This window comes from Buttiauxella gaviniae, assembly GCF_040786275.1.
Classification (GTDB): Bacteria; Pseudomonadota; Gammaproteobacteria; order Enterobacterales; family Enterobacteriaceae; genus Buttiauxella; species Buttiauxella gaviniae_A.
Window position 1 is genome coordinate 2,535,137 of sequence record NZ_JBFMVT010000002.1, and the last position, 11,148, is coordinate 2,546,284.

Genomic DNA, 11,148 nt, shown 5'->3' on the forward strand with positions numbered 1-11,148 from the left:
TGTTTCTGGCTTTGCAAGGAATGGTATACGGTGAATAGGCAAAGGAGAACGGGTGTGTTGGACAAAATTGTATTGTAATTTTTATTGCTATCCGTACCCCTATAAGTTAACGTAAATAATGAAACATGGCAGGCTCGAAAGGTTTGTCTCTTGTGGTGATACACATAAATTTGAGGTTAAAATTATGACTATGCCTAGTTATTCCCCTTTTTTTAAAACTGTATATGATGAACAATCCCCAGTTGGACATCTTGGTCGTGGGACGCACTACTCTATTTTGAGTGCTGTCCAGTGGAAGTCTTCTCTTTATACAAATCATCCCAGCCCAAAAATCCATACATTCGCCATTTTATGGGATGAAGACCATGATGAAAGGGTTTTAAATGTCCTTGAAGTTGCTTACATGTCTAACCTTATGCCTGCCGTTAAATTTGTAGGTGAACGCAAAGGTTCGCTTTTTGTAGTCTTCGATAGCAACTTGAAAAGCTTAGGTAAAACCATTCTTGAACCTATGTTTAAAGAGTGGTATCGCATCTGCCAAGCTGGATATGCTGACGATGTGTGGAGTTTTGAGTACGGATTTGATGACGATCCTGCATTAACAGGAATTATCAATGATAGGAATGAGAAAGTTAATTTGTACTTAGCCAATATTGCTAATTTATGGCCTCTTGGCCAGAGTGATTATATTCCTGTTAATTTGTTGGATAGCAATAAACCAGTGTCGCCTCCTTTTTTGCCAAATAGTGGTAAATCACTGTTTAACAAATCTTAGTCTGAGATAAAAAGGAGCCCTTGGCTCCTTTTCACGTTTTGTCACAACATATTCTTCACTTCTCATATAAGAATTTGGGCAAAACAAGTCGTTTATTCTTGAGCACATTCTGAATGTAAGAGTTCAACTTAAACAAACTCCTACCTTTCGTTTACGGCTGACCTTCAACTTTCATTGCACGTCTGCTCCATTTTACAAACGGTCATTCGGATGCAGATTTAAACCTCCCTGGCAAGTGCATGTCTATGCTGCATGAGTGTGCATGAACGTTTGAGGATCGTTTTAGCTCAATCCCGCTAGTTCTGACAGGCTTTGGCTTATGTCATGCACCTGCATGAAAACCGCTACAAGAAGCGGCCAGGCGTGGCGGGGCTACGAGCGCGCGGTTTTGGGTGAGGCGATCAGAAATGAGCGGTTTTAACCTTAGTTCCAGAGTTGGCTTTGCTCTGAAAACCCCTAAGTTATATGATGAGCAAAAATCGACAAAAAAGGCTCGGCTAATGGGTTTAGGATTAAAAGACGCTATTGTTCACACAGCTGCATTTCATCAGAAAGATGAGAACAAGTTACTTTTGCCAAACAACCACTGGCACCCCGGATTTATTACCGTATTAGCCGCTTATGTGAACCATCATCGGATTGCTGAGGAAAACTGTCCCTTATCTAGCCCTGACTACATGAGAGCCATAAATTTGCAGGGAGCGTTATGGGGACAGGACCAGTATCAGCAAGAGCGTGTTAATGTTGGGAAAAATTACAGTTTAGTTACTGCTCTAACGAATGTTGAGGCTGTGGATATCGCAACCAGTAGCATTAACAGTTGCGTAAGGCAGTTAACTTTCCCTGACCGTGACCCGCGCGATTATCCAAAGGGGCTTACGGACCTGACCCATGTTATAGGTGAGCTTCATGATAACGTCTGGTCACATGGTAAATCGACGGGCTTCTCCTTTGCACAGCGCTCGGCAGTTCCTTACACGCAAAGACAAGAGCATTATTTAGAGTTTTCTTTAGCTGATTGCGGGTTGGGCTTTCTGAGAGAGCTACGGCGAGCAGGCATTCCGGGTATCGAAACTCATCGTGATGCTATCGCATGGTGTATCCAGGAAGGGCATTCCTCTAAACATGCCGATTTGCAGGATGATTGGGCACAACAACTTCCTCAGGATTTTATGGGAGGGAGTATGTTTGGTAATGGGGTTGCTGTAAAAGAAAAAGACAATAACCATCAAGGGCTTGGATTGTACCACTTGATGGAATTGGTAAAAACATACAATGGGGAATTGCAACTGGCTACAGGAAATGTATGCTTAGAGGCAATTGGTGATGAAGTGAGCTACACTGAGTTACGTAATGATTGGCCGGGTGTTGCAATTTCATGCCGCTTTAAGATTCATCAACTGGCAGTAGATAACGATAACGAAGAAAATGACCCTCAGCTTATGGAAATCATGCGGGCGTTAGGAGGAGAGTAATGAACAAAATCGCATACAAGTTACCCGAGGGTGACCTGGCTTCGCGCAATCAGGCTATCCCCCAGCGACACAAGATTGAAGTTTTTATTAAAGAGGGGAACTCAGTAGATTTGGATTTGAGCGGTGTTTATTCAATTTCCGAATCCTACTCTGATGAAATTTTTGGTGTGCTGGTTGTAAAATTCGGTGCTACCAAAGTCCTGAATCAGGTAAAGCTTAGAAACGCATCCCCTTCAATTCTAAAAAGTATTGCAAAGGTAATCCAACGTCGTAGTAATGAAGTTGCATCAAAGAAGGTGCATTCTGTTGGATTTGATGGCGCATATGCTGTTTGCTAACGCAAAGATGTAAAAAGGCGCTCTTAAGAGCGCCTTTTTTTGTTCTAATCCCGAGCATCTAAGATATATGGTTCGAAGCTAATCACTTCATCATCCAGCCAGTCGTTAACTTCCATCATCCGCTTCTGTAAAGACATCAGCTCATTACGTACGAACACCCGCGCAGCTTTTTCGACATCACCGAACCCGCCGGTATTCGTTGGAATAATCCCCATCAGTTGCGGCGGCACGCGATGAGCTGCCAGCATGTCATCACGGCTCACATTCTTGATGTTAAGAAACTCATCTTTCGCGGCGACTTCTGACAGCGGGATGATCTGAATGCCGTCTTTCTTGCCGTTCGGGCTGTACATAAACAGGTTGCGGAAGTTGCCTGGCCCTTTCGATTTTTTCAGCGCTTCGCGTATGTTGTCCACGTCTTTCTGATCGGCGGCGGGGTCGCTCATGTACATGATAAAACCAGCATGGCTACCGTTTAGGTAATACTTACGGCGAAACAGCGTGGCCGATTCATTCAGCAGGGCGGAGGGAATGGCGGAGAGGTATTCCGGCATCCCGTAAAGCTCCTGGTTAACGTCGGGTTCCATCAGATGAAACACGCTTCCCTCATCGAACTGATAGGGCTGCGAGTTGTAGCCATACTGTGCAAACCAGTAGGTGTCCTGGTCAATGCCACGACGGGTATATTTGGCAAGCGAGGCGCGCAGCTCCATGATCTGCCCTAACCGGTTCATGCGTTTTTCAAGGTAGGCATTACCGAATACCAGAAAGTCCTGGGCGAACCGGGAAAAGGCTTGTTTAGACAGCCAGCGATGAGGGATGAAGGTACTGGTAAGAATATTGCGTTTTACCTGAATAGCGCTGGAGTGATGCACGGCAGCGCGGTAAGTCCGCGCCAGGCCATCCATGCTGATCGGTGGTTCGTACCAGCGGTCTACCTGCACGCACTCCAGGTAATCAAATAACTCCCGGCGGTCCATCACGGGGATCGGATCGCCAAACGTAAACGCCTCCGCATGTGCATTACTGACCATGTTGGCCGTATCGGTGGCGGTCTGGCCGCGCGGTGCCTTGCTGCGGTTTTTGCGGTTAGCCATTAAAAAATCTCCACGATGTTGCTGGTACTGGCGGAAGCTCCTGCCAGTGGTTCGTTATAAAGTGCGTGCATGGTTGCCCAGGCTAAATCCGCATGGCTGGCTTCCTCTGTGCGGGCTGCTTCGTAGGTTGGCCGGTTGCCGCTGGCGGTGGTTGAGCGGCGAATGGACATAAAGGACTGCGCGATATCCAGCATCCCCGCGTCAAACTCCAGACGGCGCCCGCTGATGATGTCGTAGGCTTTAAGCACCAGGGCATTTTTTACGGTCGGGTTGTAGACAAACTCACGCGCGGCAGGGAAGAACTGCTTAACCGTTTTGTAAACGCCATCGCCAACGCCGGTCGAGTCAATGCCTATGTAGGTCACGTTGTAGCGTCTGGTGATTTCCTCAATCGCTGAGGCCTGGGCGCGAAAGTCCATTCCGCGCCACTGGTGACGCTCAAGGATGCGGAATTTACCGCCGGGGACGACGGGAGGCGCAATGACCACGCAACCGGCGCTGTCACCATTCTGCGTTCCTTTTGCCGGGTCATAGCCGATCCAGACAGGGTGGTATGCAAACGGACGCAGTAAAAGCGGTTCGAAATCGTCCCACACGTCCCAGCTGTCAACCATGCAGGACTGCAGCAACGCCAGCGGGAACACGGACGCCAGGTCGTCAACAAACTGACACATCAGCAGGTTGTTGTATTCGTCCGGGCTGTACTCCAGGCGCAGCTGGTCCAGGTCGAAAAGGTTACACCCACCGTTTACTGCATCTTCGATGGTGACTATCTGGCGGTACTGGCCGTCAGGACATAAAACGCCGTGCGCCAGGCTACTGTGAGAAAGGTCAAATTCTACCCTGTCGGCTTTCGGGCGCCCTTTATTGAACAGGGCACCAGACCAGAACGGGTAGGCGCTGTGCGTCAGGCTGGAAGGCGTTGAGAAATAGGTCTGGCGCCACTTTTTGTGCAGCGCCATACCGGAGGCCACCTTGCGCAGTTCCTGGAATTTCGGTATCCAGAAATACTCATCAAGATACAGATTGCCGTGATAGCTCTGCGCGGTACGGGCATTTGTACCGAGGAAGTAAAGACAGGCACCGTTAGGCAGCACCATCGGATCGCCTTTCAGCTCAACGTCCACCTCTTTTGCGAAGTCGATGATGTACTGTTTAAAAACGTGCGCCTGCGCCTTACTCGCTGACAGAAAGATTTGATTTCGGCCCGTGGTGAGCGCATCTATCAACGCTTCCCGGGCGAAATAGTAGGTTGCACCGATCTGGCGTGACTTTAAGAGGTTGCGAATACGGTGCTTAATGCCAGCGTCCCACCAGTGGCGCTGGTACTTGAACATACCGGCGCGGAAAATCTCTTCCAGCTTTTCGATCTGCTCGTCGGTAAACAGGTTTTTTTCCGGCGGCTTGCGCGGGCCTTTATTACGGTTCGCCACGTTCGGATTCAGGTCTGCTTCATTCCCGCCATTGTTAAATTTGCCGATCCTGGCCTGTCGTTCTGACTGACGCGCCAGCAGGTCAATTTCTTTAAAGTCCTTTCCTTCCTTCTGCTCCTTCATGACGAGCTGGCAGTAACGTGCGGCGGTGGTGAGCTGCATCTGATCCAGTGGGCCATATTCGCCCCACTTATCGCGTTTTTTCCAGCTGTGAACGGTTGCAACTTTCTCGCCCAGCATTTCAGCAATGCGGGCTACGCGGTATCCCTGAAAGTACATCAGCATTGCCTGACGACGGGGATCGAGGTCTGCGGGGGTCAGTGTTGTCATGGCACAAACATACGGCCTCAAATCAGCACTTTCCCCGGCTTCGCATTGTGTGGGAGTTCGCACAAGCCCAACGCGTTGTTTACACGCGCCCATCACCGCAAACATAAGGCTCTGAACGTGTTACGAACTAACTAACCGGAGCCGGACCGATGGCAAAAAAATCTAAGCGTTTTCGTATTGGGGTCGAAGGGGCCACTACTGACGGGCGCATTATTGAGCGTGAATGGCTCACCCAGATGGCAGCGAGCTATAACCCGCAGGTATACACCGCGCTGATCAATATGGAGCACATCAAGGGCTTTACTCCTGATGGGCCCTTCCGTCGTTTTGGCATGGTGGAAAAGCTGGAAGCGGAAGAAATCACCGAAGGGGCATTATCCGGGAAAATGGCGCTGTATGGCTGGATTGCCCCGACTGACGATCTGGTCACGATGACCAGCAACTGGCAGAAGCTTTTCACCTCAATGGAAGTTAACACCAGCTTTGCCGATACCGGCTCCGCTTATCTGGTTGGCCTGGCGATTACTGACGATCCGGCAAGCCTCGGCACTGAAATGCTGCAGTTCAGCGCCAGCGCAGAACATAACCCCCTGGCGCGCCGCAAGCTGGACAAAGACAACCTGTTTACCGCTGCTGTTGAAACGCTGATCGAGTTTGAGGACGTGCCGGAAAAAACCAGCCTGTTTACCCGCGTGAAAGAGCTGTTGTCCCGCAAAGGCGCCGATGATAACGCCCGCTTTGCTGATGTGAATCAGGCTGTTGAAACCATCGCGCGTGAGCATCAGACGCTGGCGGAGCAGGTCAGCACCCATCAATCCGATTTCAGCAACAAGCTGAGCAATATGCAAAAGGTTGTTGATGAGACAACCAGCGCACTCTCCACCCTGCGTGAGCAGCTTTCCACTCAGGACAGCCGCAGCGAGCGCCGCCCTAATGCGACCGGCAATAACGGCGCAGAACAAACCACCGATTGCTGACGGAGCAAATGCACAATGAAAAAAGAGACACGTTTTAAATTCAACGGCTATCTATCGCAGCTCGCCAAACTCAACGGCGTATCTGTGATCGATATCACTTCGAAATATACGGCTGAGCCGTCAGTAGCGCAGACGCTGGAAACGAAAATCCAGGAGTCTTCCTCGTTCCTGCAGAAAATCAACATTGTCCCGGTTGATGAGCAGTCCGGCGAGCGTCTGGGGCTGGGTATTGGTTCCAGTATTGCCGGAAATACTGATACCACCCAGAAAGACCGTGAACCCGTTGATCCGACTTACATCGACGGTGAAGGGTACAAGTGTACCCAGACCAACTCTGATACGGCGCTGCCCTATGCGAAGCTGGATTTATGGGCCAAATTCCAGGACTTCCAGACGCGTATCCGTGACGCCATCATTACCCGCCAGGCGCTTGACCGCATCATGATCGGCTTCAACGGCGTGAAGCGTGAGAAAACGTCAGACCGCGCGACCTATCCACTGCTGCAGGATGTGAATATCGGCTGGCTGGAAAAAATCCGCCAGGAGAAACCCGTTCAGGTGATGGATAAGATCGTGTCCGAAGGCGAGGTGATTTCTCAGACTATCCGTGTCGGTAAAGGCGGTGATTTCCTGAATCTGGACGCACTGGTTATGGGCGCCGTGAATGAGAAAATCGCGCCGTGGTATCAGGAAGATACGGAGCTTGTGGTTATCGTCGGGCGCCAGTTACTGGCGGATAAATATTTCCCGATCGTCAACCGTGACCAGCCAAACAGCGAAGCGCTGGCGGCAGATCTCATCGTCAGCCAGAAGCGTATCGGCAACCTCCCGGCCGTTCGTGCGCCGTTCTTCCCGGCGAATGCCATGCTGATCACCCGCCTGGATAACCTGTCTATTTACTGGCAATCAGGCTCCCGCCGCCGTTCGGTCATCGACAATCCTAAGCGTGACCGCGTGGAGAACTTCGAGTCCGTTAACGAGGCGTATGTTGTCGAAGATTACGACGGCGTTTGCCTGGTTGAGAACATCGAACTGTTGCCCGTGCAGGCAGATGGCAATGCCAGCCCAGCGCTGACAACTGAAACCATCCAGGAAATCGTCACGGCAGCGGTGAAAGGCGCGCTTGATGCGCAGGCAGCTGGCGGTGCTGGCGCCGGAGCGTGATAAATGAATCCGTTCCGTGCTCACACTCAGTATGTACAGGCACAGGATGCCGCCCGGCAGGGCGGCAGTAATGCCAGCCTGACGGGCTACAACCAGATGCTGTTACAGCTGACAGAACACCGCAGGCGCCTTAAAACCGTCCAGTCAAATGAGCGCAAGGCTCAGCTCAAACGTGAGTTTCTTCCCGCTTATGCCTCATGGATTGCCGGTTTACTGGATGCTGACGCGTCAGGCCAGGACGACGTGGCGATGTACGTCATGATCTGGCGCATTGATGCCGGAGACTATACCGGCGCGCTGGACATTGCCCGTCATGCCATTAAACACGGCTGGGTCCTGCCGCAGCGATTCAACCGGACCTGCGGGACCGCTGTTGCGGAAGAGTTTGCCGACGCGGCAATGCGCGCTTTTTCTGCCGGTGAATCATTCAGTGCCGCCATTCTTACCCAGGTGCTCGATATCGTTGAAGGTCAGGATATGCCGGATCAGTCCCGCGCCCGACTTCATAAGGCGATGGGCTACGCGCTGCGGGATAACGATCAGGCAGTGGCGGCACTTAACCATCTGAAGCGTGCCCTGCAGCTGGATAACAGTTCTGGCGTCAAAACCGAAATCAACAAGCTTGAAAGCCGATTGCGACAGGCAATGTCGGCTTAACGAATCGTGCCAACGCGCGGGGCGGCACGGGGTGGCGACAGGCTTTATGCCGCGTCAAAACCCCGTCCACCGCCCAACTATTTGGGAGTGCCAGAAATATGCAATTCGTTTCGCCGGAACAGGCCGGGGAAAGTACCCAGGACGTTATTAAAAACACCAGTTTCTGGCCTGATGTCAGGGTTTCAGAGTTCCGCCGTGATATGCGCATGGATGGGAGTGTCACCGATCCGCGCCTGCGTCTGGCGTTGCTGACAGCGATTGCTGAAGTTAACGCCGATCTTTATGAGTTCCGCGAGAAACAACGGGCGCAGGGGTATGCGCGCCTGGCCGACGTCCCTGCAGATGTGATCGACGGCGAAAGCCAGCGGCTCATGCTGTATCGCCGTGCGGTGTTTTGCTGGGCAAAAGCAAACCTGGTTGAGCGCTATCGCGATTTTGACGCAACCGGCGACGGAAGCAAGAAAGCTGAAGATATCGAAACAACCTTAGGCGAGCTGTGGCGCGATGTGCGCTGGGCTGAGTCCCGCCTGCGCGATATGCCGCATATGACGGTGGAGCTGATTTGATGAAAGTGCGTGCGCATCAGTATGACACGGTGGACGCACTCTGCTGGCGCTATTACGGGCGCACGCAGGGAGTCACTGAACAGGTGCTGCAGGCGAATCCGGGGCTGGCTGAATATGGCCCCTTTTTACCGCACGGGCTGCAGGTGGAGCTGCCGGACATTACGGCGTCAACCACTGCGCAGACTGTCCAGTTATGGGACTGAACTATGACGCTTGAACGAATCAGCGCCTTTATCACTTACTGCGTTGCCCTGCTTCTGGCATGGCTCGGCGATTTGTCTCTTAAAGATGTGTCGACCATCACCGGTCTTGCGCTGGGGATTATTACTGCAGCGGTGACCTGTTATTTACGCTGGAAAGCCTACCAGCTGCTGCGGGACGGCAGAATATCCAGGGGGGAATATGAGTCCTTCAATCGTTAAGCGTTGCCTGGTCGGCGCGGTGCTGGCGATTGCCGCCACGCTGCCGGGCTTTCAGTCGCTTCATACCTCCGTCGAGGGGCTGAAACTGATTGCTGATTTCGAAGGGTGTCGCCTCCAGCCATACCAGTGCAGCGCCGGGGTATGGACTGACGGGATTGGCAATACGTCCGGGGTAGTACCGGGCAAAACCATAACGGAGCGACAGGCCGCGCAGGGGCTGATTAATAACGTGTTGCTGACGGAAAAAAGGATTGAAGCCTGCCTGCAGGTTAAGCCACCTCAGCATGTTTACGATGCCCTGATCAGTATCGGTTTTAATGTCGGAACGGGGGCCATCTGCCGGTCAACAATGGTTTCTTACATCAATCGCCAGCAATGGTGGCAGGCGTGCAACCAGCTCCCCCGCTGGATTTATGTAAATGGTCAACGGAATAAAGGGCTGGAAAACAGGCGCGCCCGTGAGCTTGCCTGGTGTCTTAAAGGGGCAGGGGCATGACGCGCGCGCTGGCGGTGATCCTGGCTCTGGTGCTGGCATTGCTGGGCTGGCAGTCATGGCGGCTTAACAATGCCGGTCACACCATCGGGACGCAGGCTGAGGCGCTTAAAAAGAACAAGCAGGAGCTGGCGAAGAAAAACAGCCAGCTCATCAGCCTGTCCATTCTTACCGAAACCAACAGCCGGGCGCAGATGCAACTTTATGCTGCAGCGGAGGAGACTTCCTCGCTGTTGCGGAGTCGCCAGCGCCGGATCGAGGAGCTAAAACGTGAAAACGAGGATTTACGCCGCTGGGCTGACACTCCTTTGCCTGCTGACATTATCCGGCTGCGGGAGCGCCCGGCCCTCGCCGGAGGTGCAGCTTACCGTGAGTGGTTGTCCAAAAGTGACGCAATGCCGCCTGGACAGGTCAGCGCCGCGCAGTAATGGGGATTTGAACCAGGTGCTGGATGAGACTGAGGCCGCCTGGGCAGTATGTGCCGACAAAGTGGACACGATCATAGCGTGTCAGGAGCGAGACAGTGAACAAGCCGCAGTCCTTACGCAACGCCCTGAATAAATCGGTGGCGTATGTCCGTGACAATCCGGACAAACTGCACCTTTTTGTTGATAACGGTTCGCTGGTCGCAACCGGCGCCCGTTCAATGTCATGGGAATATCGCTACACCCTGAATGTGGTGATTGAAGACTTTAGCGGCAACCAGAATTTAGTGATGGCGCCCGTATTGCTCTGGTTAATGACCAATCAACCGGACGCTATCAACAACCCGGAGCTGCGCGAAAAACTTTTTACCTTTGACGTCGATATCCTGAGCAACGATCTGTGTGATATCAGCCTCAATCTGCAGCTCACGGAGCGCGTGATTGTCAGCACAGACGGCACCGTATCGAGCGTTGAAGCGGTGCCGGAACCCGACGTACCCGAAGAAATGTGGACGGTGAAACGTGGATGACCTGCAGAGGGTGGATGACTGGCTGGCGGCCCTGCTGGCGAATCTGGAACCGGCAGCCCGCAACCGTATGATGCGACAGCTGGCGCAGGAGCTGCGCCGGTCGCAACAGCAAAATATCAGGCTGCAGCGCAATCCAGACGGCACCACCTTTGAGCCGCGCCGGGTGACGGCCAGAAGTAAAAAGGGGCGCATCAAGCGCCAGATGTTCGCCAAATTGCGCACCACTAAATACCTGAAAACCGCAGCCACTGCGAACTCTGCCAGCGTGCAGTTTGATGGGAAAGTCCAGCGCATCGCCCGTGTTCACCATTATGGTCTGCGTGATCGAGTCAGACGCAACGGCCCGGAGGCCCGGTACCCGGCACGCCGTCTTTTGGGCGTGAATGATGAGGTAGAAACCATCACCCGTGACACGCTGTTGCGCTGGCTGTCGGAGTGAAATTTGTGTCACGGACGGCACAAAACC

16 protein-coding genes are annotated in these 11,148 nt (G+C 52.6%); 14 read left to right on the forward strand and 2 right to left on the reverse strand.

Translation table 11 applies throughout. The features are described 5' to 3' along the window. Nucleotides 1-184 precede the first annotated feature (184 nt). From AB1E22_RS12415 to AB1E22_RS12425, 3 genes are all read left to right on the forward strand, one after another. Nucleotides 185-775 carry a hypothetical protein gene (locus AB1E22_RS12415; protein ID WP_139154173.1) on the forward strand — a complete coding sequence of 197 codons (591 nt, stop codon included), beginning with the start codon at nt 185-187 and terminating at the stop codon, nt 773-775. Between the two features lie 407 nt (nt 776-1,182). Continuing rightward, nucleotides 1,183-2,250 carry a hypothetical protein gene (locus AB1E22_RS12420; protein WP_367595581.1) on the forward strand — a complete coding sequence of 356 codons (1,068 nt, stop codon included), beginning with the start codon at nt 1,183-1,185 and terminating at the stop codon, nt 2,248-2,250. Beyond that, nucleotides 2,250-2,588, forward strand: a complete 339-nt coding sequence (locus AB1E22_RS12425) for an STAS-like domain-containing protein (protein ID WP_063928827.1) — start codon at nt 2,250-2,252, stop codon at nt 2,586-2,588. Before AB1E22_RS12420 ends, AB1E22_RS12425 begins: the two co-directional genes overlap by 1 nt. Nucleotides 2,589-2,632: 44 nt before the next feature. Here the strand turns inward: AB1E22_RS12425 and AB1E22_RS12430 are convergent, their stop codons facing one another. Further along, the gene (locus tag AB1E22_RS12430; RefSeq protein ID WP_367595582.1) at nt 2,633-3,685 is read right to left on the reverse strand and encodes a phage portal protein; all 1,053 of its coding nucleotides are present in this window, start codon (nt 3,683-3,685) and stop codon (nt 2,633-2,635) included. Then, entirely contained in the window at nt 3,685-5,448 is a 1,764-nt protein-coding gene (locus AB1E22_RS12435) for a terminase ATPase subunit family protein (protein ID WP_367595583.1), read from the reverse strand. Before AB1E22_RS12435 ends, AB1E22_RS12430 begins: the two co-directional genes overlap by 1 nt. Nucleotides 5,449-5,597: 149 nt before the next feature. On the opposite strand from AB1E22_RS12435, the gene AB1E22_RS12440 reads away from it, so the two are divergent. From AB1E22_RS12440 to AB1E22_RS12490, 11 genes are all read left to right on the forward strand, one after another. Then, on the forward strand, nt 5,598-6,425 hold the full coding sequence (locus AB1E22_RS12440) for a GPO family capsid scaffolding protein (RefSeq protein ID WP_367595584.1): 828 nt from the start codon (nt 5,598-5,600) through the stop codon (nt 6,423-6,425). 15 nt (nt 6,426-6,440) lie between these two features. Next, the gene (locus tag AB1E22_RS12445) at nt 6,441-7,589 is read left to right on the forward strand and encodes a phage major capsid protein, P2 family (RefSeq protein WP_045261387.1); all 1,149 of its coding nucleotides are present in this window, start codon (nt 6,441-6,443) and stop codon (nt 7,587-7,589) included. Between the two features lie 3 nt (nt 7,590-7,592). Continuing rightward, entirely contained in the window at nt 7,593-8,246 is a 654-nt protein-coding gene (gpM, locus tag AB1E22_RS12450; RefSeq protein WP_006777754.1) for a phage terminase small subunit, read from the forward strand. A gap of 98 nt (nt 8,247-8,344) precedes the next feature. After that, nucleotides 8,345-8,812: a head completion/stabilization protein gene (locus AB1E22_RS12455; RefSeq protein ID WP_367595585.1), complete on the forward strand. Its 468-nt coding sequence runs from the start codon at nt 8,345-8,347 to the stop codon at nt 8,810-8,812. Further along, nucleotides 8,812-9,015 (forward strand): tail protein X, encoded by a 204-nt coding sequence (locus AB1E22_RS12460; RefSeq protein WP_012440325.1) that lies wholly within the window; start codon nt 8,812-8,814, stop codon nt 9,013-9,015. Before AB1E22_RS12455 ends, AB1E22_RS12460 begins: the two co-directional genes overlap by 1 nt. A 3-nt stretch (nt 9,016-9,018) precedes the next feature. Further along, the gene (locus tag AB1E22_RS12465; protein WP_014884902.1) at nt 9,019-9,234 is read left to right on the forward strand and encodes a hypothetical protein; all 216 of its coding nucleotides are present in this window, start codon (nt 9,019-9,021) and stop codon (nt 9,232-9,234) included. Further along, nucleotides 9,215-9,730 carry a lysozyme gene (locus AB1E22_RS12470; RefSeq protein WP_023306997.1) on the forward strand — a complete coding sequence of 172 codons (516 nt, stop codon included), beginning with the start codon at nt 9,215-9,217 and terminating at the stop codon, nt 9,728-9,730. Before AB1E22_RS12465 ends, AB1E22_RS12470 begins: the two co-directional genes overlap by 20 nt. Beyond that, nucleotides 9,727-10,155 carry an Rz-like lysis system protein LysB gene (gene lysB, locus AB1E22_RS12475; protein ID WP_023306996.1) on the forward strand — a complete coding sequence of 143 codons (429 nt, stop codon included), beginning with the start codon at nt 9,727-9,729 and terminating at the stop codon, nt 10,153-10,155. The genes AB1E22_RS12470 and lysB overlap by 4 nt, the downstream gene beginning before the upstream one ends. Beyond that, nucleotides 10,040-10,288 carry an Rz1-like lysis system protein LysC gene (lysC, locus tag AB1E22_RS12480; protein WP_223195361.1) on the forward strand — a complete coding sequence of 83 codons (249 nt, stop codon included), beginning with the start codon at nt 10,040-10,042 and terminating at the stop codon, nt 10,286-10,288. Before lysB ends, lysC begins: the two co-directional genes overlap by 116 nt. Then, complete coding sequence (locus AB1E22_RS12485; protein ID WP_014884898.1) at nt 10,251-10,682, forward strand: phage tail protein; 432 nt, start codon at nt 10,251-10,253, stop codon at nt 10,680-10,682. Before lysC ends, AB1E22_RS12485 begins: the two co-directional genes overlap by 38 nt. Continuing rightward, nucleotides 10,675-11,121: a phage virion morphogenesis protein gene (locus AB1E22_RS12490; RefSeq protein WP_367595586.1), complete on the forward strand. Its 447-nt coding sequence runs from the start codon at nt 10,675-10,677 to the stop codon at nt 11,119-11,121. The genes AB1E22_RS12485 and AB1E22_RS12490 overlap by 8 nt, the downstream gene beginning before the upstream one ends. Nucleotides 11,122-11,148: the final 27 nt, after the last annotated feature.

Excerpts from the sequence above, each read along its gene's own strand:
- AB1E22_RS12460 (WP_012440325.1), top strand. The coding sequence starts at position 8,812 with ATGAAAGTGCGTGCGCATCAGTATGACACGGTGGACGCACTCTGCTGG.
- gpM (WP_006777754.1), top strand. The coding sequence starts at position 7,593 with ATGAATCCGTTCCGTGCTCACACTCAGTATGTACAGGCACAGGATGCC.
- AB1E22_RS12465 (WP_014884902.1), top strand. The coding sequence starts at position 9,019 with ATGACGCTTGAACGAATCAGCGCCTTTATCACTTACTGCGTTGCCCTG.
- AB1E22_RS12425 (WP_063928827.1), top strand. The coding sequence starts at position 2,250 with ATGAACAAAATCGCATACAAGTTACCCGAGGGTGACCTGGCTTCGCGC.
- AB1E22_RS12415 (WP_139154173.1), top strand. The coding sequence starts at position 185 with ATGACTATGCCTAGTTATTCCCCTTTTTTTAAAACTGTATATGATGAA.
- AB1E22_RS12440 (WP_367595584.1), top strand. The coding sequence starts at position 5,598 with ATGGCAAAAAAATCTAAGCGTTTTCGTATTGGGGTCGAAGGGGCCACT.
- AB1E22_RS12455 (WP_367595585.1), top strand. The coding sequence starts at position 8,345 with ATGCAATTCGTTTCGCCGGAACAGGCCGGGGAAAGTACCCAGGACGTT.
- AB1E22_RS12430 (WP_367595582.1), bottom strand. The coding sequence starts at position 3,685 with ATGGCTAACCGCAAAAACCGCAGCAAGGCACCGCGCGGCCAGACCGCC.
- AB1E22_RS12435 (WP_367595583.1), bottom strand. The coding sequence starts at position 5,448 with ATGACAACACTGACCCCCGCAGACCTCGATCCCCGTCGTCAGGCAATG.
- AB1E22_RS12470 (WP_023306997.1), top strand. The coding sequence starts at position 9,215 with ATGAGTCCTTCAATCGTTAAGCGTTGCCTGGTCGGCGCGGTGCTGGCG.
- lysB (WP_023306996.1), top strand. The coding sequence starts at position 9,727 with ATGACGCGCGCGCTGGCGGTGATCCTGGCTCTGGTGCTGGCATTGCTG.
- AB1E22_RS12445 (WP_045261387.1), top strand. The coding sequence starts at position 6,441 with ATGAAAAAAGAGACACGTTTTAAATTCAACGGCTATCTATCGCAGCTC.
- AB1E22_RS12420 (WP_367595581.1), top strand. The coding sequence starts at position 1,183 with ATGAGCGGTTTTAACCTTAGTTCCAGAGTTGGCTTTGCTCTGAAAACC.